Consider the following 21,990-nt stretch of genomic DNA (forward strand, 5'->3'; position numbering starts at 1 on the left):
GATGGCTGTCTTGTTAGTTTTCACCTGAAAGATTCTACGAACCGGTCCACTTCCCTGCTCATTTCCACTGAACGGGTCCAGTGGAGATAGTGATGGCCGTCCAGCGGCACCACCCGGCTCGCAGGTTCAGTCGTCAGCTGCGTTTCAAGGAATGTGACATTGTTCTTCCCGTCATCAGTCGTCTTGCCCGCTTCCTTCGTAAAGAATAATACCGGCATGTCTGCCGGGAAGGCCATATCCTTTGTCTGATCGATGTTCTTCTTGATCGCGTTGGCCTCGGCTACAACATTGCGGTTATATCCCTTCCAGGCTGAGATCGCCTTGGTCTGGTCGAGGTTTTCTTTTGAATATGTCCCTTCACCAGCCTCAGGCAAAAAGTTTCGGGAATCGATCATCAGGGCCAGCCTTCCGATTCCGGATGGCGCAACATACTTCAGGAATCCCGGCATGGATGGCGGTGATTCATTGAAATAGTCCAGTGCCCCCGGAAGCGTCGGGTCGATCCCGATCACCGCTTTCACTTCTTCGGGATAGTGGTTCGCATAATACATGCTATAGATGCCTGACACGGAATGAGGCATGAGAATGTAAGGTCCCTGGATATCCGCCTTGCTCAGTGCCGCCCTCATCTCCCGTACCATGTTTTCCACCGTGCGATCCGTCTCGGCCAGGTCGCTCCACCCGTACCCGAATGGCTCCACGACAACGACTCGATGCTTCTTGGAAAGTTCATCAATCAAAGGGGCGAAATCCAGGACAGGCGCAGCCGTCCCTAATCCGCTCATGAGGACGATCGTCTCATCCCCCGTCCCCTTTGAATACACATGCATCTTCTTCCCATCGACTTCCACCCGTTCACCCGGCGGATGATACGTCCCCTGCTCATATGCCGTCATGATCGTGCTGAACACCGACCACCCGATGCACAGGATGAGCAGGATTGCTAGTCCGTTCCTCACGTACACCCATCCCCGTTTTCTCTTTTTCTTCATGATTTTGTCCTCCGCTGTAAGATGATTTCATCTTACCAAGTGGGCCTCATGAAGAAATGGAGACGGAGGAGTATCTTTTCCTACGTCTAGAGGCTGATGGACTTCTCTCTCTTTTCATTAATCGCCTCACACCAACCACGATTATCAGTAAACCCCGTGAAAAAGTTCCAATCAATCAGGAGATACATCTAGTCCTAGTCTTTGATCCAGTTCATACTTTTGACGAAGATGATGACGGAAATGCATCCCCACGAGTTCATACCATTCCTGTGCGTTTAACCAACCAAAACCTCCATGTGCTTCTTTGTTATTTGGATTTATATCCTTTACCTTCCTCTCCACCTCATCCATTCTTGTAATCAAGTGATTGAGACCTCGCATAAGATCTTCTTTTGATGCCGGATTGTCGGGCGTTGTATTGAGTTCGGGTGGTAATTGAATCTTTATGGGAGGAAAGCAGCCGATATTGAATAGATATTCTCCGAATTCGGTTTTTCCTTTTTCTTGTTCTCTTTTGCCTGTGGCACAAGCTTCTGCACTATCCAAGTACTCATGGGCCACGCAAATTAGGTGGTTATACATTTGACCAATCGACCACACACCTTGCTCTGGTATATCGTTCAGTTGCTCTAGGGAATACTTCTTTACAAATCCTTTGTAGGTCTCTATCAGCTTCAGATCATTCATGGGAATATCCCTCATCTAGTTTTAGATTTTTAGTACTTGATCCTAAAATCCTGGCAGTTACCTAAACTATTCAATGAAGGGAGCGATTTTCCTTTTAAAGAAATTTTCCGTAAAGAGTGTTGCATGTGAGGATAACCAAAAGCGATTAACTATTTATGGTATCATTTAGTAAAAACCCTATTTGTCTGAGCCTCCTCCCCTTCACGAAATACCGGTGTTAATGTGAAATATAGGATAAGCTTTGCAAAGAAGTTTGTATAAGATAGGAGATTCCTTTGAAAAAAAAATTGATTAGCCAAATGATTATTTCGATTAGTATTCTGCTCATTTTATTCAGCCAGCTACGTTCTTTTCAGCATTGGAGTGACTTATCTTCCGTGCGACAATGGGCTTACATCCTCATGATCAGCCTATGGGGACTGCACTTACTAGTCTTTCTAACCATGGCGGTACTCAGCAACAGAACTAGATCAGTTTGATAAAAAAACAATCAGAAAACGACCCTTTCTCAAGGGTCGTTTTCGTTTCAGCATTCACATTTAAACTTCTTTTTACCTTTGCTCTGAAGCTTCCTGTCTTATTTTTTAGAATCTGAAAAAATACAATAAGCGCCAGGACAAAGCTAAGATTCAATAGCCGGAAAACAATATGGACACCATCAAACATATCCAATAATCCATGTACCACAATAATGTACATGGTAAATAATACGATTGTACTCTTCACCATACCCTCACCCTCTAGAATGTGTCTTCATTTGTTAAAATTGAAAACCTCATTACAACCCGCTCTGTTCACGATTCCTTTTTAACGACCTCGGCTTGCTAAAGAAGAGCGCAAGAATAAAAAAGAGGAAGGTCAACCATAATCCAAGCCACGCTTTTCCGGCTGTGTGTAATAACGGAGTGAGTCCTGCTGAAATAGAGGATAAAAGAAAGAAACATTTCATCAAAATAAACAGACTCCCAGCTACAAGATTTTAAAAGAATCCCATCCTAAAAAATGAGAAACCTTTGTTTATATGTAAATATTTTACACAAAATCCAGTCACCACACAAGCATAGACACAAAAAATCCGCTCCTGTTCCCAGGCAGCGGATTTTCCCATTAGTGTTCATGGCCATGCTCCATATCACAAAGAATCGCGGAGTCATGGGGATTGTTTTCAGTTTCGAATTGCATCGTGATATGTTTGATGCCGAAGTGCTGCAGACGGGGTTCCAAGCGTCTCAGTATATCTTCTGTACTTTTAACGGTAATGTCTCCCCCTACTACCGCATGACAAGACATGGCGATGAATCCACTTGTGATCGTCCAGATATGGAGGTCATGGATGTCGTCGATTCCCTCTTCCCGTTTGATCACATCGATCACCTCTTGGACATCAATCTGTTCGGGTGTTCCTTCCAAGAGGATGTGAAGGGATTTTTTCACGACCCGGTATCCGCTGTTCAAGACAAGGACCGCGACGATGACGCTTGCCAGTGGATCGGCCCATCCCCATCCGAAGAACATGATGAGAAGGGCAGCGATCACCGCTCCAACCGAACCGAGCATATCACTGATGACGTGAAGGAAGGCGCCCCTCATATTCAGGTTCTCATCCGTATCGCCTCCACGCATCATGATCCACGCAACCAGGACGTTGACGAGAAGACCGATGATGGAGATGATGAGCATGCCGCTTGTAGCAACCTCAGGCGGATGGGTAAATCGCTTGATGGCTTCATAAAAGATGAAGAGTGCGATACCAATCAAGGTAAGGCCGTTCAAGGTGGCTGCGATGATCTCAAACCGCTTGTAGCCGAATGTATTGCGATATGTAGCTGCCTTCTCCCCGAGCTTAAATGCGATCAGGGCAATCCCCAGGGATAGGGAGTCACTGAGCATATGACCCGCATCTGAGAGCAGGGCTAGACTGTTTGTCACATATCCTCCGATGGCTTCCACCACCATATAAACGGTTATGATGATAAATGAGATCAGCATGGTTTTCGTATTGGCGTGATGAGTGTGATCACTGTGATCGTGTGCCATGGGTATATTCCTCCTCTTCGGCTATGTTGTTTAACCTAGTTAGTCCTTCTTACGATACCCCTTTTCCTATTTATGCAACCTCAAAAACTTATATATGACTATATATTCATATATTAATTCAATTACTTTCAATTGTCAACGTTCGCAAAAGGAAGGCAAGACCTCAAAACTAGGGGCTTGCCTGTTAGGTGAAGCTATTCTCATTCCCCTACCTTTTCTCCACGCACGACCAACCGCTCTTCAAATTCATTCGTGGTCCAGTTATAGGTTTCGCATGTAATCAGCGTGATTGTCTGATCCTCCGTATCCTCGAGAACCGTCAAATCATCGGGAGATACCATCCTCCGTTCCATCACTTTGTACGTAGTGGTTTTTCCGTTGACATCCATTGCCATCATATCCCCTTCAGTCAGCTCATGAAGTCGATTGAAGAGGACACCGTATGCATTCATTTTATGTCCCGCAATGGAAATATTCGTGCCGGAAAAGGGAGTATTCTCCTCGATGGTCGCGACTCCATTCTTGAGATGGGATTCACTTGCCCCCTGGAAGATGGGCTCCTCTAATTCGATAGATGGAATACGGAGGACCGCCTTGATGTCAGAGGTCTCTACATCCGCGGAATCACTCAAGTATAGCTTCTCAAACATGGTTTTTTTCACTTCCCCCTTCCCTTCACTCGCTGCGACGAGAAGTTTTTCGTTGAACCCTTTATAGACTCCACCCTTGATTTGGCTATGAAACAAAAGGGGAAGGGACATCAGAATGATCAAGATGCCAATCACTTTCTTCATTTGTAGACCTCCTCTTTTGGCAAGCCTGGCGTCAGAATGCCGTATTTCCGTTTGAAACGTTCCAGGATCCGAATCCACCCCACACTGAACAGCCCGAGGAAAAATACGTTTGATAATGCATGTGCAAGATCAAAGTAAAAGCTTGCGATATAGGCCGAGACGAATACTTCCCAGGAGGCTTCACCAAGGAAGCCCAGGAGGAACCACAAATTCATGAACCACCCGAATAAAAAACCTACGACAAATCCATATCCCATCAACCCCCATTTGGTATTGATGATCACTGTATTGCGAAGGAAACCGGCCATCATGCCTGCCATCCCCCAGGCATACATTTGCCAAGGGGTCCATGGACCTTGACCCAAGAAGATATTGGAGACGATGGCCGCCATCGCTCCTATCAAAAATCCCGCTTCGGGCCCCAGAACGATGGCGCTCACAATGATTACGAAGGTAGTCGGCTGCACACTCGGCAGGGGAGCAAACGGTACCCTGCTCATGGCTGCAATAGCTGCAAGTACCGCCAGCAAAACGATTTCCTTACTTCCGATCGCACGGAGTTCGAATCTCGCAAACAGCGGGATGACCGTTACGATCATGATGGCGATACAGATCATCATATAAGGCTTGTCGTCAAACAGAATGGCCGAGACGAATAAGAGAATCAAGGTGATGACAGAGGAGGTGATCAGGACGGCACGTGAAGATTCCATGTCTCATATGCCTCCTCTACCGTCAGGACAGTTGGAACATCGGCATTCTGACTCACGCGGTTGATCGTGGTGGTATAGAAGTAGTGATGGTCCAACACCTCCCTCACCGTTCCGTCTGCCGTGATGCGACCGTCAAACAACCACGCGCATCGTGAAGCATGCCTGGCCGCAAATTCGATGTCATGGGTCACCATCAGGATGGTCATGCCATCTTGATGAAGATCATCCAACATGACCGAGAACTGATCTTTGGACACCGCATCCATTCCCTTCGTCGGTTCATCGATCAAGAGTAGATCTGGTTCAATGAATAATAGGGTGGCAAGTGCCGCCTTCTGCTGTTCTCCCCCACTGCAATCATGAATGTGCTTTTCCAGGATCGACTCAATGCCGAGACGGGTCGCGATGGACCTCATTCGTTCTTCCGGTAGCGGGATGTCGTAACGGACGGCAAGCTCCAGGATTTCTTCCTGTAGCGTTTCACACATAAAGCAGAGCAACGGGTTTTGAGGAAGATAGCCCATTCTGCAGGATGACTTTTTTGAAACATGCTTCCCATTCAGCTTCACCTTTCCGCTATACGGCTTCAGAATCGACGCAATGATTTTCAGGAGGGTCGTCTTTCCTGAGGCGTTTCCTCCCACTACCGTAAGGAAATCCCCTTTTCTCACCTCTAGGCTACTATCCTTCAGAATCATGGGGGCACGCTTCGCATACTTGAAGCTCACATGATTCATCTCAAGTAGAGGTAATGCCTGCTCAGAAGGGACTTCTCGCTGATGTTCCACCCTGCCGATGGACTGATCCGATAGCCAGCGCTGAGCCTCTTTGACAGACAGGGGCACCCCCGTATCGTAAGACTGAACGGCAAAGGTATAGTATAGCTTGGCGATGGCTGGAAGGAACGGAAGAAACGTGTTGTCCTGGTTCTTCCACACAGTGGAAACGACTGTCCTTGCCGCCCCTTCATAGGCCACGCTTCCTTTCTCCATGAGGATCACCCGATCCGCGATGGGATAGAGCTCTTCCAATCGGTGCTCGACCATGATGATCGTCATCCCGAATTCTTCGTTCAGACGGTGGACAAATTGAATCAGTGCTTTTGCCTGGACCGGGTCGAGTTGGGACGTCGGTTCATCCAATAACAACAGGTCCGGCTTTTGCAGGAGGACGCTCGCCACGTTCATCAACTGCTTCTGTCCGCCAGAAAGATGTTTTGTATCCTGATCGAGCAGGTCTTCCATACCGAAGAAATGAACCATTTCCGCCACGCGTTGCCGCATCTCCTCCGTCCCCAATTGCTCGTTTTCCATGCCGAATACAAGTTCACTAAGGACGTTATCCATGACAATCTGATTTTCCGGGTCCTGAAACACGAATCCTACTCCCATATCTGACATCCTGATCTGTCCTGTCATCCTGCCTACCGGCGTGAGTTCCTTTTTCAACAGCTTCAGAAGGGTTGTCTTCCCACAGCCTGAAGGACCTCCGATCACAATGAAATCCCCTTTATCCACGGTAAGGGAAAGGGAGCGGATGGCTGCTTGTTCTTCCTCTGGATAATGAAAGCTTAGTTTGTCGAGTTCAATACATGCCATCGAAGTTGACTGCCTCCTTCAAGTAAAATGGGGAATGCCATCAAACAAATGAACAGGATCAAGATCAGCCAGTCCGAAGGGGAAAATGAGAGTGTCCCCAGCTGTGGATACACATTGAGGGTCCCGATTCCGTGCTGTGCAGAATACACACACACGCCGGCTATCCCTGCTAAGACGATGGACGCTCCCCAATCGGAATAGCGGAATGAGAACAGCTGATAATGCGACCTCTTCCTCTCCCCGAACCCTCTTGCATTCATGGACTCAGCCGTTTGAAGCGCCTCTTCCAACGACCACGTGAGGAGCTTTTGCATATAGAGCATGCCCGTCCTGCTCCGCTTCTTCACGCTTCCTTTGAACATATCGTGTCCCCTGAGCTTTTGCGTGTGATACAGGTCCTTCCACCGGGTAATGAGCAGCGGTACGAAACGCACCGTAATCATTAGTAGGAGGGCGAGCTGTGGCCACACTTTTGAAAAGAGAAATAAGAATTTCCGCCCGTGGATCACATCGTTGAATGAAATGAACAGGATGAAGATCCCCAATAGACTCATGGCCATGATCATCCCGTATGCCACTCCCTCCAATGTCACGGGATTATGACGGAAATAGAACAGCACGGTGGCTCCCCTTCGGACGAAAAGGGGATTCATGATGATGATGATAAGCCCCATGCAAGCGATCGCAGGCATAGAACGGATCAGTTTCCCCCGGGTTCCTTGAAGGATATTCACCCCTACCAGGATCAAGATGGATACAGACAGGAACAACGGATGGGTGAACATCATCATGCACACACCCGCACAAACGTAGTAGAGAAAGCTTACGAAGGGGTGAAGTTCTTTCAATCTGATTGTCACGTTGCGTACCCCTTTCTTCTAGCGGAACGGCTTGAGCTCCGCTCCGAGATCTTTCCCGAAGTCGATGGTGTAAAGCCACTCAATGCGATCTCCGTCTTGGAGGGGAACCACTCCTGCCCCTCTGTTAGGGAAGATCCCATTCACCCGGTACATCCAACCGCTGCCGGATCCCCGGTCAAACTCAAATAGGTTGTTGATTCCTTCTACATATGCATTCGCTCCTGTACCACCGCGGAACGACATGGGAATTCCTTGAGAACGTGTCACCTCGATGAGCACATCAAGGACCGTATCCCCATCCTCGATTTCGACTGAAGTCGGAGGGAGCACCGTACCCATTTGACTATCTGCCACAATGGAATAGGTGACTGTCGACGTCGCTGCCTGCTTTTCTTCCTTTTCAGGTTTTGGAGCGGGTGCAGGCTTTTTGGAAGGCTGAGGCGCCGGTGCCTTGCTTTCTGGTTGTGTTGATCCGGCACGTTCAGAGACGGAAGCAGCTTTGGATTCTTTTGGGCTCTCTGTTTTTTGGTTTGACTCTGTCTTTGCTTCTTTCCTTGATGCCGATGATCCTTGTTTGTCTGGCTTTCCTTCAGATTCAAGACGTTCCGTTGTTCCGTTTCTTTCTTCTTGTTGCTGAGGATCAGCCTTGCCGTCCTCTTTTGTGCTTTTAGTGGTTGTGCTGTCCGATTTCTCGTTTTTGTCTTTTTCCTCTTTCTTTTCTTCCTGTTCCTCAGTCTTGGAATGTTCATCGGTGATAGCGTTTGGATCTTTTTGTTTTTCTTTATCCCCGGTCACGGAAGCGACGGAGTTTTCGCTACCCGCCACTTGCTTACTTGTTGGTGCCTTTTCTTCTTCGCCGGAGAAACCATAGGTGACCCCGATTACTCCAAGAGTAAGGAAGAACACCGTCAGGATCGACAGTATGAGCTTACGTTGCTTCTTCATCGAACTCCTCCTAACCTTTTATCTCCATCTTCCTCTTCTTCCGTTCACCCCAGAAATAGATCGAGAGACCCGTGAGTAGAAGGAGCCCTCCCGCGACTGGAAGATACCATTCGTTCACTCCTGTATTGGGGAGCTTTTTCCCCGAAGAAGGGTTGGCTGCCGGTACAACAGTATCGTCTTTCTTGTTTTCCTTTGGAGACGAGCCCGTTTTTCCCTCATCCTGTGTTTTTTCTGGTTCATTTGTTTTCTCTTCCTCTTCCGTTCCCGTTGGTGCCGAGTTGAACACAGCGAATGTGCTCAAGTGATCAGGTTGTACACTGAACCACCCGTCGGAATAGTCCCCTCCGACATGGTCCCATTTTCCCGTATCGGCATTATAGAAGTAAACGGCGGTAGATGTGCTGTCCACCTCTTCTTCCTTGACGGCGAAGGACAGCTCTACGGCATCTTTCACATCATGAATGTTTTTCCCATCCTGTTTGATGGTAAAGTCGTACACGTTACTAAGAGCTTCCTTCATGCCTTCCATGCGCTGGATGGAGAATTCTGCTTCTTTTTTTGAGAACCCTTTCAATTCAGTCTTCATTTTCACTTGAGATGATTCCAAGTGAAGCGTCGCCCCTTTATTGACCATCGCACTCATGCTTTCATCCGGGAAGACGATGGTAACCGAATCGTCCGGGATCTCGATGATAATATCTCCCCCTTCCTTCAGGTTGCTGATACTATCCATCTCAATCGTGCCTTTTCCATCTTTCCATACAGGCTTTAGGGTCACCTGGTCCAGCAGCTTTGGCGGATCCTCATCTTTGGCTTCTTTTTTGTACTGGATGGTCACTTTCTTTGACACCACTTTTTCATTCTGATCTTGTGCGCTGACAATGAGAACATTCTTCCCCTCATTTAAGGAAAGGACAAACTCGCCTGATTTGTTGCCTTCAAGGGCCTGATCATTCAACTTCGCGTCGACTACCAAGGCGTTTCCTTCTCCATCCTTTGCCTCAGCCGTGACCGTGATCTCTGGCGTTGCAACAATCTCGCCATCTTTCACCCCTTTTATGCTAAGGGTCGGATCAGGCATGGGTGTCGGTGGTTCCGGCTCCAATGGTTTAGGGAATGAATAAAGCTTCCCCTCCCCTTTTAAGAATTTCTGATACGCAACGAGGGCCTGCAGGGCTTGCTCGGTCGCCATCCCGTTGGAATTGCCTGGACTGACATGCATAAATCCGCCATCCTCCGACTTGAAGCTCAGAAGGTGTGTGACGAGATTATTGGATCCTTTCGTGAATGCCTTTGACGTCGGATCAATCCCGTTCGACGTCAGGGCAATGATCACCTGGGAAGTGGCTTCACTTGAAGTCCCCCCGACAAATGGATCGTCAAATCCTCCGCTTGATTGCTGTTCTGCAGATAGAAATGAGAGCGCACGATCTACCGCTTTCTTCACATTCCCCTGGGATGTATAGGGTGCCAAGGCAATCAAGGCCATGGCCGTGATATCATAGCTCGGGCCCGACATGTATGCACTGAGTGACCAGCTTCCATCCTCATTCTGCTGCTTCAAAAGCTCATCAATCAGCTTTTGACGTGTCCACTTGGCATCTGATGGCACCTCGAACTGTTGGCTGTCCAACGCGATCAAGGCGAAGATCGGTCCGTTATTCCCTTGAAGGGTCATCGTGTCATTCCCTGGTGACACATCATGACTGTTGTAGATCTTTTCAATCAAGTCTGTGCCGTTGACAGACAATGGATCCAAACCGATTGCCGCCGCCGCAATCACGTGGCGTTCAATATCGGTAATCTTAGCGTATCTCGACGGATTGATGACCTGGCTATCCACCGATTCACTGAAATTATTCTGATAATAGGCTTCCGGCACTGGATATCCCGCTGTCGCAAGTCCTATGGCTTCCCACTCACTACTTACACCGCTGTCCAGAATGTGATTCGCAGCACCTTCAATGGTTTTATTGATTTCAGCCAGCGAAACATCCGTACTTGTCGCTGCCTCTGCGTGTCCAGACGGAATCCCCGCAACCGGCACACCAAAAAACAGCACAACGCTCAATACACTTGCCAACATTGCTTGAAGTATTCTCACTCACATATCCTCCCGTGTCCCTTATCCCCTGTACTAGATAAATAATATGTATATAAAAAAGCCCTGCTCTTCCCGAAAGAAGAACAAGGCTTTGAAATCGACGTGCACATACCAACCCCATGCATACTGATCCACCTCGCTTCACCTTTTACCGGAAGGCTCCACCAATACACATACAGGCAGGTCTCCTGACTCATGATTCATCGCTCCCTTCCGCCTTCCCGGACTCTAACATCCAGTGGCATTTCCAAAAGATCGCTCATCACTTACAGTGGCCGGACCGCTCAGGATTCACACCTGATTCCCTTTTAATCAGCCCCGAACCCGAGGCTGAACCAATATGCACCTATGAAGTTATATTCCTCTCCATCTTAATGGAAACATTCGCTCAATTCAATATACTGTTAATTGGAGGAATATCAGGAAATGGGGAAGGATGTTGATGGGTGGCGGGGTTTGTCGGGGTTTGTACCATTGAAAATTATTTTACCAATCTTTTTCCATGATAATGGTAGTCATCCCGATTTATATTAGCGCTCAGGGCGTCTCTTTTAAAAGTTCAATACCTATAGCCTTAAATCAATTGAATATGATGGAAGGAGTTGTGAATCTTATACCGAAATAACGTAGTAAGAGAAGTTATTTAGAAAGTGAGGATTCACAAAAATGATCAAAGGATTCGGAGGAGTCTTCTGGAGATCGCAAAACCCAGAGGCTTTGAAACAATGGTACAACAAGGTTTTAGGCTTGGATATCGGTGAATGGAACGGTGCAATCATAAAAATTGAAGGAAACAGTGAGACCATCTTCTCACTGTTTGACAACGAGGATGAGTATTTTCCGAAAGACCAACAGGTGATGGTGAACTTTCAGGTTCATGATATGGAAGAGGTACTCGCTCACATTGAGCGGGTCGGGGTCCCACTTGCGAAGGATAAGCAGAGCGGCGACTTTGGCCAGTTCGTTTGGATCAAGGACCCGGATGGGCGGCTGATCGAACTGTGGGAGAAATAGTCATTGAATAGCAAGAGGACTTGTTTCGACAAGTCCTTTTTTGTATGATTCAAGCCCTCATTCTTGGAGCATATTAGCAAGAGGGGGCGATGGCATGAAGGATAAAAAGAGCAAATCAGAAAACCGATCTGCATTGGATAAGGAAAGACAAAATCAACACGACCGAAACAATGAAAATGCCAAGGCGAGCGCTGAACTGGAACCACGTGCTCCTCGTATCAACACGAATAACCTCTAAACACTAAAAAAGCCATCCCTGAAGGAAGCCGGGATGGCTTGTGTTAACTATTTAAGACAAAATAAAACCACCAAATATGTATTTGGTGGAGACGGAGGGAGTCGAACCCTCGTCCAGAAATAACGGCACTTGTGCGTCTACGAGCGTAGTCGATATATTCGCGGTTTCGCTGCAGCTTATGCCTACCGACTGGCGTCCGTGCAGCTAGTCTGGTTAATCTCTTCCTTTGTCCTCAGACGGTGGACTCCGGCGTAGCCTACTAAGAGTGAGTCCCTTACCCTACCACATAGGCGATGGAGGGAGGAACAGCTAAAGCGCTATTACGCAGCTAGAGCTAGGTTATTGTTAGTTTTGCCAGTTATTATTGGCTTTGACGTTTTAACGTAGACGATCCCTACGGCTCGCAACCCAAGCTCGAACTATCCCTGTCGAATCCGTAACGTCCCCATATGAGGAAGAACGGGAAAGAATAAGTTCTCACTGGTTACTTATTCAATTGTTCTTATCGCAGTCAGTTTGCCCTGCGACACTATTTATTATAACAAACTGAGCGCCAAATGCAACTGGAAGGATCAGTAATTCCCTTTTTGCCTTTGGGCGAGCTCGCGCTGGATGGAGCGGTTGGCTTCCTTGCGCTTCAGATCTTCACGTTTGTCATATTTCTTCTTACCACGTGCAAGACCGATGAGGAGCTTGGCGACGCCGTTTTTGATGTACAGCTTCAGCGGGACGAGTGAATATCCTGCTTCTTTCGTTTCACCGATGAGCTTATTGATCTGCCTGCGGTGAAGGAGGAGCTTCCTCGTGCGGAGCGGATCATGATTGTACCGGTTCCCCTGCTCGTAAGGCGATACGTGCATGTTGTAGACGTATACTTCTCCGTTTCGGATGCGGGCGAAGGAATCCTTCAAGTTGACGCGACCGCCGCGGATCGATTTGATTTCCGTCCCCTGGAGGACGATGCCTGCTTCGAACGTCTCTTCGACGGCGAAGTCATGGCGGGCTTTTTTATTCTGGGCAATGAGCTTGCCTTCTCCCTTTGGCATGTGAATCCCTCTCTCTCTTTCTGTGGTGCCATTATCTCATAAATACACCAGTATGGGTAGGATGAAACAGGAGCACGGGTGGATTCCCATGCTCCTTATGCTTACTTTTTCTTTTTGCGTTTGCTTTTTGGAGCATTGTCGAAGAACTTTTTGTTCTTCTTTTTCTTCTTATTGTTCTTCGGCGGGCGTGTGGACCATTCGCCGCCTTCTTTTTTGTCTTTATCAGCAGGCTTTTTGCCCGGCTTGCTTGTCGGTTTACCTTTACGTTCCGGTCGGAATGAGCGGGCTTTGTCGTCGCGGCGACGGGTGCCTTTCATGCCGACGATCTCGAAGTCGATGGCGCGTTCGTCCTTGTTGACGTTTACCACGCGGACAGTGATTTCGTCACCGATGCGGTAGACGTTTGCCGTGCGCTCTCCGATCATGGCCAACTGACGCTCATCAAACCGGTAATAGTCATCGGTCATGTAGCTCACATGGACAAGGCCCTCGATTGTATTCGGAAGCTCGACGAACAGTCCGAAGTTGGTGACAGAGCTGATGATCCCGTCGTACTCTTCCCCGACCTTGTCTTCCATGTACTCTGCTTTCTTCAGCTCATCCGTCTCACGTTCAGCATCGACGGCACGGCGTTCGCGGCTGGAGGTATGCTGGGCGATATTCCCCATCTGTGCTCCCCATTTGTCGCGCGTCGCTTGGTCGACCTTTCCTTCGATCAAGTATGTCCTGATCAAACGGTGGACGATCAGATCCGGATAACGGCGGATCGGTGAGGTGAAGTGGGTATAGAACTCTGTTGCAAGGCCGAAGTGACCGAGGCTTTCCGGATCGTACTTCGCCTGTTGCATGGAGCGGAGCATCATCGTGGAGACAACCATCTCCTCCGCTTTCCCCTGGACGTCATCGATGATTTCCTGGAGGGCACGCGGATGGATCGAATTCGCAGAGCCTTTCACGATGAGACCGAAGTTCGTGATGAACTCGAAGAAGCGCATAAGCTTATCTTCCTTCGGATCTTCATGGATACGATAGATGAACGGCACTTCCATCCAATGGAAATGTTCCGCGACGGTTTCGTTCGCTGCCAGCATGAACTCCTCGATGAGCTTTTCGGCAACGGAACGCTCGCGCATGACGACTTCCGTCGGAGCGCCTTCTTCGTTCACAAGCACCTTCGCTTCTTTGAAATCGAAGTCGATGGCACCGCGCTTCTCACGCTTCGTGCGAAGGATCTGAGCCAGTTTCTCCATATCCTCAAACATCGGGACAAGAGGCTCGTACTTGCTTCTCAGCTCGTCATCTTTGTCTACCAGGATCTTGTTGACGTCCGAATAGGTCATCCGCTCAGCAGTTTTGATCACGCTCTGGAAAATCTCATGCTTTACGACTTCCCCGCTCGGTGTGATCTCCATATCACATGAGAGCGTCAGTCGGTCGACCTGAGGATTCAATGAACAAATCCCGTTTGACAGACGGTGGGGGATCATCGGGATGACCCGGTCCACGAGGTAGACGGATGTCCCCCGGTCGAATGCTTCTTCGTCGATCGGCGAGCTTTCTTTCACATAGTAAGTAACATCGGCGATATGTACGCCGAGCTTGTAGTTTCCGTTGTCAAGCTTTGTAACCGTGACGGCATCATCGAGGTCCTTCGCGTCGGCCCCGTCAATGGTGACGATCGTTTGATCGCGCAGGTCGCGGCGGTTCTCAAGCTCGGATGGATTGATTTCATCAGGCACTTGATTCGCCTGCTCCATGACTTCTTCAGGGAACTCGACGGTGATGCCATGCTTATGGATGATGGAAAGGATATCGACGCCGGGATCATTTTTATGCCCGAGGATTTCAATGACTTCCCCTTCTGCGCTCTTGCGGCCTTCAGGATAAGCCGTCAGCTTCACGACAACCTTATGTCCTTCCGTCGCACCCTTTTGGGCAGATTTCGGAATGAAGATGTCACTTGCGAACTTCTTATCATCAGGGATGACGAAACCGAAATGCTTGCTTTCGGTAAATGTCCCGACAATCTGATCGACACCACGTTCGACAATGCGGACGATGGTCCCTTCGCGTCTTGAGCCTGACGAAGCAGCCGATACCCGTACGAGGACGATATCCCCGTGCATCGCATTACTTGTTTCATTCGGCGGGATGAAGATATCATCCATGCCCTGCTCTTCCGGGATGACAAAGGCGAAGCCCTTGGCATGTGCCGATACTTTCCCTCTTACCAGATTCATTTTTTCAGGAAGACCGTAGCGGTTGCTTCTTGTACGCACCACCAATCCCTTCTCTTCCATGACGACAAGCGCCTTGACGAAATCCTTGAAGTTCCCTGACCCCTCGATTCCGAATGCTTCCTCCAGCTCTTGTACCGTCAATGGCTTGTAGGCTTCTTCCTTCATGTAAGAAAGGAGCTTATCCACATGCCCTTTAATATTTTCGTCCATGACATTCCCTCCTGATCGTGATTATACCGTCCAGTCCAGTTTCTCCAGGAAGTTGTACACATCCTCGTGAAGCTGCTCTTTCTCTTTATCGAGCGTAATGACGTGCCCAGACTCTTCGTACCATTTGATCTCTTTATCATCAGACTCTACGCTGTCATAGATGATATTCGCAGAATCTGTGTTGATCATATGGTCGTTCCGTGCCTGCACGACAAACGTCGGCGAGTAGATCATATCCACATTCCCACGCACATCGGCTATGAGCTCCTGAAGGGCCTTCAACGTACCCATCGGCGTCTTCTTGAACTCTTCCATTTCCTTTTCAATCTGGTCTTCGGGTTTTCCTTCATATTTTTTAAATTCACGGGCATATTCCACTACCCCGTCATACATGACTTCTTCGCTTTTTATATACATTGGAGCACACATTGGGACAATACCCTTTACAGGTACAGTGTAACCTAATTTCAATGAAAATACCCCTCCGAGTGAGAGGCCCGCAACGGCGATTTCCTCATACCCAAGGCCCTTCAGATGCTCATATCCGTCCATGACATCCTTCCACCAGTCTTCAGGACCCGTATGCACCAATTCCTCCGGCGGCACACCATGTCCCTTATAGTGAGGCGCGTGTGACGTATAGCCCTTCTTCTCAAGGAATCGCCCGAGCATACGCACATCCGATGAGTTCCCAGTGAACCCGTGCAGTAGCAGGACAGCACGTTTCCCCGCTTCAAATGTAAATGGTTTCGGCAAATTGGTTTTCATGGTTTGATAGCTCCTTTTCGATCTCTTTGATGTCTAGTGGCTAGATGCAGCCGTTCAGATTCTTTTCACTTCTATTTTTAGCAAATATCGGTGGGACAATCCACCATTTCGCATTGTTGTGGCGGTTTTAGTAGCGGAGTGTGCGAACCTTGGTGAGCATGTGTATGTAATGTCTTTGTGTCAGTCCAAAAGAGAGTAAGTCGGCCATAAAGTCTCTTGGATGGTAATGTGTCCCTCTTCCCGATCATAACGGGCGATTGTTGGTAATAGAATCTTCTCTATTCATTAGAGTTAGTAGAAAAAATTCGATTGTCGGTAGAAAATCTTTGAAAGTCGGTAATAGCTGCTACTACCCTCCCCGTGAACCATCGCATTCTCCCCGATAAAACAAAAAACCTGACCCACAAACGAGATCAGGTTTTTAAACGTTCATTTAGATACGGACGATGGCAACCGTAAGAATGAAGAATAGTACGGCCAATACGATTGTGATGCGGTGCAAAATCAAGTCGAGTCCGCGCGCTTTCTGTTTACCGAATAGCTGTTCCGCACCACCTGAGATGGCCCCTGAAAGTCCAGCACTCTTACCTGATTGAAGCAATACCATGACGATCATGGCGATCGATACGATGATAAGTAACGTGACTAAAATAGTATGCATGAGTCCCACCTCCTGATCCGAACATAACATTGTCTTCATTTTACCATACGGGGGCTGGGGCAACAAGAACATAATGAATATTCGCTTAGATGACGTCCATTAAAAAAATCCCCGTCCGAGGACGGGGATTTCGGCAAACCGGCTATTAGCGGTTAACGTTGTAGAACGTTTTTGCTCCAAGGTATTGAGCAGTGTGAGCCAATTGATCTTCGATGCGAAGAAGTTGGTTGTATTTCGCCACACGGTCAGTACGTGAAGGAGCACCAGTTTTGATTTGACCAGCGTTAGTAGCAACCGCGATGTCAGCGATTGTGCTGTCTTCTGTTTCACCAGAACGGTGAGAGATCACAGCTGTGTAACCAGCGCGTTTAGCCATTTCGATAGCGTCGAATGTTTCAGTAAGTGTACCGATTTGGTTCACTTTGATTAGGATTGAGTTAGAGATTCCTTGCTCGATCCCTTGAGAAAGTTTTGTTGTGTTTGTTACGAATAGGTCATCCCCAACGAGTTGGACTTTGTTACCGATGCGCTCAGTAAGAAGTTTGTGTCCTTCCCAGTCGTTTTCGTCAAGACCATCTTCGATTGAGATGATTGGGTATTTGTTAACCATTTCTTCGTACCAGTCAACCATTTCTTCAGAAGTACGTACAACGCCTTCTCCAGAAAGATGGTATTTACCGTCTTCTTTGTTGTAGATTTCAGAAGAAGCTACGTCCATTGCAAGAAGTACTTCTTCGCCTGGTTTGTAACCGGCTTTTTCGATTGCTTCGATGATTGTAGAAAGAGCTTCTTCGTTGGATTTAAGGTTAGGAGCGAATCCGCCTTCGTCACCAACAGCTGTGTTGTAACCTTTGTCTTTAAGAACTGATTTCAGGCTGTGGAAGATCTCAGCACCCATGCGAAGAGCTTCTTTGAATGTAGGAGCTCCAACAGGCATAACCATGAATTCTTGAATGTCTACGTTGTTGTCAGCGTGCTCTCCACCATTGACGATGTTCATCATTGGTACTGGAAGTTGCTTCGCGTTGAATCCACCAAGGTATTGGTACAATTCTACTCCGAAGAAGTCAGCAGCTGCGCGTGCAACAGCCATAGATACACCAAGGATTGCGTTGGCGCCTAGTTTACCTTTGTTTTCAGTTCCATCAAGAGCGATCATGGCTTGGTCGATGGCAACTTGTTCTGTTACATCGTAACCGATGATTTCTTCAGCGATTTCGTTGTTCACGTTATCGACTGCTTTTTCTACACCTTTACCAAGGTAGCGGCCTTTGTCGCCGTCACGAAGTTCAACTGCTTCGTATTCACCAGTTGAAGCACCAGATGGAACAAGTGCGCGTCCGAAAGCTCCGGATTGAGTGTAAACTTCTACTTCGATTGTTGGGTTACCACGGGAGTCAAGGACTTCGCGTGCGTATACATCAGTAATGATTGGCATGAAAAACTCTCCTTTTTATAGGTGATTTTAGTATAAAAGCTCTTACCGTCCGGGTGCCCCTGCAGGTCGGCACGCCGGCAGGTTTACTTCTTGATGAGGGATTGACCCGTCATTTCTTCCGGTTGATCGACGTTCAAGAGGTCAAGCATCGTTGGGGCAAGATCGCCAAGGATCCCTCCGTCACGAAGTTCAAGGCCTTCTTTGGTCACGATGACCGGTACCGGGTTGGTTGTGTGGGCTGTCATTGGGTCGCCGCCTTCTGTGATCACTTCATCTGCATTCCCGTGGTCCGCAGTGATGATGGCCGTGCCACCTTTTTCAGTGATCAAGTCGATGATTTTACCAAGACATTCGTCCACGGTTTCAATCGCTTTGATTGTTGGTTCAAGCATTCCGGAGTGACCAACCATATCAGGGTTGGCGAAGTTCAGGATGATGGCATCCTGGCGGTCTTCACGGATCTCTTCAAGAAGGGCATCCGTCACTTCGTATGCGCTCATTTCAGGTTTCAGATCGTATGTTGCCACTTTCGGTGAATTGATGAGGATGCGCTTTTCCCCTTCGAATTCCGCTTCACGGCCGCCGCTCATGAAGAATGTCACGTGCGGGTATTTTTCCGTTTCAGCGATGCGGAGCTGTTTCAAGCCGTTTTGGGCAAGAACTTCTCCAAGGGTATTATCAAGGTTCGTCGGTTTGAATGCCACATATCCGTCAACCGTTTCACTGAACTTCGTCAAACAGACAAAGTGCAGATTCTTAGGAAACTTGTCCCCACGGTCAAATGAACGGAAGTCTTGGTTGGCAAACGTATTCGATATCTGGATGGCACGGTCGGGACGGAAGTTGTAGAAGATCACAGAATCGTCATCCTGGATCGTTGCAACCGGCTCGCCGTTTTCCTTTGTGATCACGGATGGGATGACGAATTCGTCATGGATTCCATTTTCGTAGGAATCGTTCACCAATTCGATCGGATCCGTGTACGTAGGGCCTTCGCCGTATACCATGGCACGATAGGATTTCTCCACGCGCTCCCAGCGCTTATCGCGGTCCATTGAGTAATAGCGGCCAGAAATCGTCGCGAATTGACCGACACCGATTTCTTTCATTTTTGCTTGTGCATCTTCAATGTACTTCTTCGCGGTCTTAGGACCGACATCACGGCCATCAAGGAAAGCATGGACATAAACTTCTTCCATTCCTTCTTCGGCAGCGAGGCGAAGGAGGGCATACATATGCTCGATATGGCTGTGGACCCCTCCGTCCGATAGAAGTCCGAAGATGTGTAGCTTCTTGTCGTGCTTTTTAGCATGTTCGATGGCATCTTTGAAGGTTTCGTTCTTCTCGAACTCCCCTTCGCGGATGGCAAGGTTCACACGCGTGAGGCTTTGATACACGATGCGGCCGGCACCGATGTTCAAGTGACCCACTTCAGAGTTACCCATCTGACCATCAGGCAGACCTACTGCTTCACCGCTTGCAGTCAGCTGATTGTGCGGGTATTGGTTCCAAAGGCGGTCGAAGTTCGGCTTGTTGGCCTGAGCAACCGCATTTCCTTCTTTCACATCACGGAAGGCAAAGCCGTCCAGGATGATGAGTGCTACTGGAGACTTACTCATGAGAGCTCGCCCCTTCTAGAAGCTGAAGGAAGCTTTGTGGTTCAAGGCTTGCGCCACCGACCAATGCACCATCGATATCAGACTGTGCCATGTATTCTTTGATGTTGGCAGGTTTTACGCTTCCGCCGTACTGGATGCGTACTGCATCGGCAGCTTCTTGACCGAACTCAGATGCCACAACTTGACGGATGTGGGCACATACTTCGTTCGCATCTTCAGCCGTTGAAGATTTACCTGTACCGATTGCCCAGATTGGCTCATAAGCAATGACGGTGTTCTTCACTTGATCAGCAGAAAGTCCAGCAAGGGCCTTCTTCACTTGATCTCCGACTAGTTCGTTTGTTTCGTTGTTTTCGCGTTGTTCAAGTGTTTCACCGACACATACGATCGGAGTCAGGCTGTGTTTGAAGGCAGCAATCGTCTTCTTGTTCACAGACTCATCCGTTTCGTTGAACATTTCACGGCGTTCTGAGTGTCCAAGGATGACATATTTCACTCCAAGATCTTGAAGGGCTACAGGGCTGACTTCGCCTGTGAACGCTCCGTTTTCTTCGAAGTGCATGTTTTGGGCACCGATTTCTACTTTGTATTCCTTCGTGCTGTTTACTAGGCTTTCAAGGAAAAGCGCTGGTGAACAGATCACGGATTCAACTACATTTGAATCAGGAACGAGTCCTTGTACTTCTTCGGTGAAAGCTTTGGCTTCACCGAGTGTTTTGTTCATCTTCCAGTTACCTGCGATGATCGGTTTACGCATTCTACTCATCCTTTCGATTGTTTTCTAAACGCATTTAGAAACAGGGATTATTTATCGTTCAGAGCAGTGACTCCAGGAAGTTCTTTCCCTTCCATGAACTCAAGAGATGCTCCTCCGCCTGTAGAAATATGACTCATTTTATCAGCATATCCGAATTTCTCGACCGCTGCTGCAGAGTCTCCGCCACCGATTACAGAGTATGTATCTGTTGAATCGGCCAATGCCTCTGCTACGGCTTTCGTACCGTTGGCGAATGTATCCATTTCGAATACGCCCATTGGTCCGTTCCAGATGACAAGTTTAGAGCTCTTGATTGCATCGCTGAAGATTTCACGCGTTTTAGGACCGATATCCATTGCTTCCCAATCAGATGGGATGGAGTCGATGCCCACTTCCTGTGTATTCGCATCATTAGAGAAGTCATCCCCAACAACCACGTCTACCGGCATAAGGAAGTTCACGCCTTTGTCTTTCGCTTTTTGCATGAATTGTTTCGCTAGATCGATTTTGTCTTCTTCAAGAAGGGATTGACCGATTTCGTAGCCGTTTGCTTTCACGAATGTGTATGCAAGTCCGCCTCCGATGATCAAGTTATCCACTTTATCTAGAAGGTTGTCGATGACACCGATCTTATCTTTTACTTTCGCTCCACCAACGATGGCCGTGAAAGGACGTTCTGGGTTTGATAGTGCCTTACCAAGGACTTCAAGCTCTTTCTCCATAAGAAGACCTGCAACTGCCGGGATGTGCTCGGCGATTCCTGCTGTTGAAGCGTGGGCACGGTGAGCTGCACCGAATGCATCGTTCACATAAAGATCTGCAAGTGCTGCAAATTCTTTCGCAAGCTCAGGATCGTTTTTCGTTTCACCTGGGTAGAAACGAACGTTTTCAAGGACAAGGACGTCTCCGTCTTTCATGTCTGAAACTTTCGCCTGAACGGCTTCACCGTATGCTTCGTCTGCTTTGGCAACGTCTTTGCCAAGAAGCTCTGATAGACGGTTTGCAACAGGTGTCAAACGGAGTTCTTCTACCACTTCACCATTTGGACGTCCAAGATGGCTTGCCAGAAGGACTTTCGCTCCGCCTTCTACTAGATGTTTGATGGTAGGCAGTGCTGCCTGGATACGCGTTTCATCGGTGATCTTCCCGTCTGCCATCGGCACGTTGAAGTCTACGCGGCAAAATACGCGTTTCCCTTTCACATCGACGTCTTTGATCGATTTTTTGTTCATGGAAAAAGGCCTCCTTCAGTTATCAAATTCTACTCTT

At 48.1% G+C, this 21,990-nt stretch carries 19 protein-coding genes, 1 other RNA gene and 1 riboswitch; of the genes, 2 read left to right on the forward strand and 18 right to left on the reverse strand.

Going from position 1 to position 21,990, the window contains the following annotated elements:
- Window positions 1-20: 20 nt before the first annotated feature.
- The 9 genes from K6T23_RS18005 to K6T23_RS18045 form a co-directional block, all read right to left on the reverse strand.
- Window positions 21-992, reverse strand: coding sequence for an alpha/beta fold hydrolase (locus K6T23_RS18005; RefSeq protein ID WP_079515562.1), 972 nt, complete (start codon window positions 990-992; stop codon window positions 21-23).
- A gap of 171 nt (window positions 993-1,163) precedes the next feature.
- Entirely contained in the window at window positions 1,164-1,679 is a 516-nt protein-coding gene (locus K6T23_RS18010; protein ID WP_238282276.1) for a DinB family protein, read from the reverse strand.
- Window positions 1,680-2,786: 1,107 nt separating this feature from the next.
- Window positions 2,787-3,716 carry a cation diffusion facilitator family transporter gene (locus K6T23_RS18015; RefSeq protein WP_238282278.1) on the reverse strand — a complete coding sequence of 310 codons (930 nt, stop codon included), beginning with the start codon at window positions 3,714-3,716 and terminating at the stop codon, window positions 2,787-2,789.
- A 200-nt stretch (window positions 3,717-3,916) separates the two neighbouring features.
- Window positions 3,917-4,510 (reverse strand): class D sortase, encoded by a 594-nt coding sequence (locus tag K6T23_RS18020; protein WP_148985617.1) that lies wholly within the window; start codon window positions 4,508-4,510, stop codon window positions 3,917-3,919.
- Window positions 4,507-5,130, reverse strand: a complete 624-nt coding sequence (locus K6T23_RS18025) for an ECF transporter S component (protein ID WP_392397368.1) — start codon at window positions 5,128-5,130, stop codon at window positions 4,507-4,509. Before K6T23_RS18025 ends, K6T23_RS18020 begins: the two co-directional genes overlap by 4 nt.
- A gap of 68 nt (window positions 5,131-5,198) precedes the next feature.
- Complete coding sequence (locus tag K6T23_RS18030) at window positions 5,199-6,821, reverse strand: ABC transporter ATP-binding protein (RefSeq protein ID WP_238282289.1); 1,623 nt, start codon at window positions 6,819-6,821, stop codon at window positions 5,199-5,201.
- Window positions 6,794-7,681 (reverse strand): energy-coupling factor transporter transmembrane component T, encoded by an 888-nt coding sequence (locus K6T23_RS18035; RefSeq protein ID WP_148985620.1) that lies wholly within the window; start codon window positions 7,679-7,681, stop codon window positions 6,794-6,796. The genes K6T23_RS18030 and K6T23_RS18035 overlap by 28 nt, the downstream gene beginning before the upstream one ends.
- A gap of 18 nt (window positions 7,682-7,699) precedes the next feature.
- Window positions 7,700-8,626 carry a DUF4430 domain-containing protein gene (locus K6T23_RS18040; RefSeq protein WP_238282290.1) on the reverse strand — a complete coding sequence of 309 codons (927 nt, stop codon included), beginning with the start codon at window positions 8,624-8,626 and terminating at the stop codon, window positions 7,700-7,702.
- 10 nt (window positions 8,627-8,636) lie between these two features.
- On the reverse strand, window positions 8,637-10,730 hold the full coding sequence (locus K6T23_RS18045; RefSeq protein WP_238282292.1) for a prenyltransferase/squalene oxidase repeat-containing protein: 2,094 nt from the start codon (window positions 10,728-10,730) through the stop codon (window positions 8,637-8,639).
- Between the two features lie 161 nt (window positions 10,731-10,891).
- Window positions 10,892-11,085: riboswitch (cobalamin riboswitch) on the reverse strand.
- A gap of 311 nt (window positions 11,086-11,396) precedes the next feature.
- On the opposite strand from K6T23_RS18045, the gene K6T23_RS18050 reads away from it, so the two are divergent.
- Together K6T23_RS18050 and K6T23_RS18055 are read left to right on the forward strand one after the other, a co-directional pair.
- Window positions 11,397-11,744 (forward strand): VOC family protein, encoded by a 348-nt coding sequence (locus K6T23_RS18050; protein WP_238282302.1) that lies wholly within the window; start codon window positions 11,397-11,399, stop codon window positions 11,742-11,744.
- A gap of 94 nt (window positions 11,745-11,838) precedes the next feature.
- On the forward strand, window positions 11,839-11,982 hold the full coding sequence (locus K6T23_RS18055; protein WP_238282304.1) for a hypothetical protein: 144 nt from the start codon (window positions 11,839-11,841) through the stop codon (window positions 11,980-11,982).
- Window positions 11,983-12,065: 83 nt separating this feature from the next.
- Here K6T23_RS18055 and ssrA read toward each other — a convergent pair.
- From ssrA to K6T23_RS18100, 9 genes are all read right to left on the reverse strand, one after another.
- Window positions 12,066-12,429: a transfer-messenger RNA gene (ssrA, locus tag K6T23_RS18060) on the reverse strand.
- 125 nt (window positions 12,430-12,554) lie between these two features.
- Window positions 12,555-13,028, reverse strand: coding sequence for an SsrA-binding protein SmpB (gene smpB, locus K6T23_RS18065; protein WP_048006753.1), 474 nt, complete (start codon window positions 13,026-13,028; stop codon window positions 12,555-12,557).
- Window positions 13,029-13,129: 101 nt separating this feature from the next.
- Window positions 13,130-15,478, reverse strand: a complete 2,349-nt coding sequence (gene rnr, locus K6T23_RS18070; protein ID WP_238282313.1) for a ribonuclease R — start codon at window positions 15,476-15,478, stop codon at window positions 13,130-13,132.
- 21 nt (window positions 15,479-15,499) lie between these two features.
- Window positions 15,500-16,246, reverse strand: a complete 747-nt coding sequence (locus K6T23_RS18075) for an alpha/beta hydrolase (protein WP_142129236.1) — start codon at window positions 16,244-16,246, stop codon at window positions 15,500-15,502.
- A gap of 433 nt (window positions 16,247-16,679) precedes the next feature.
- The gene (gene secG / locus K6T23_RS18080; RefSeq protein ID WP_048006750.1) at window positions 16,680-16,907 is read right to left on the reverse strand and encodes a preprotein translocase subunit SecG; all 228 of its coding nucleotides are present in this window, start codon (window positions 16,905-16,907) and stop codon (window positions 16,680-16,682) included.
- A gap of 145 nt (window positions 16,908-17,052) precedes the next feature.
- Complete coding sequence (gene eno, locus K6T23_RS18085) at window positions 17,053-18,345, reverse strand: phosphopyruvate hydratase (protein WP_048006749.1); 1,293 nt, start codon at window positions 18,343-18,345, stop codon at window positions 17,053-17,055.
- 83 nt (window positions 18,346-18,428) lie between these two features.
- Complete coding sequence (gene gpmI / locus K6T23_RS18090) at window positions 18,429-19,964, reverse strand: 2,3-bisphosphoglycerate-independent phosphoglycerate mutase (RefSeq protein ID WP_238282321.1); 1,536 nt, start codon at window positions 19,962-19,964, stop codon at window positions 18,429-18,431.
- Window positions 19,957-20,721 (reverse strand): triose-phosphate isomerase, encoded by a 765-nt coding sequence (gene tpiA / locus K6T23_RS18095; protein ID WP_048015738.1) that lies wholly within the window; start codon window positions 20,719-20,721, stop codon window positions 19,957-19,959. Before tpiA ends, gpmI begins: the two co-directional genes overlap by 8 nt.
- Window positions 20,722-20,768: 47 nt before the next feature.
- Entirely contained in the window at window positions 20,769-21,953 is a 1,185-nt protein-coding gene (locus tag K6T23_RS18100; RefSeq protein ID WP_048013385.1) for a phosphoglycerate kinase, read from the reverse strand.
- Window positions 21,954-21,990 lie beyond the last annotated feature (37 nt).

The sequence above is a fragment of the Rossellomorea marisflavi genome, from assembly GCF_022170785.1.
Classification (GTDB): domain Bacteria; phylum Bacillota; class Bacilli; order Bacillales; family Bacillaceae_B; genus Rossellomorea; species Rossellomorea marisflavi_B.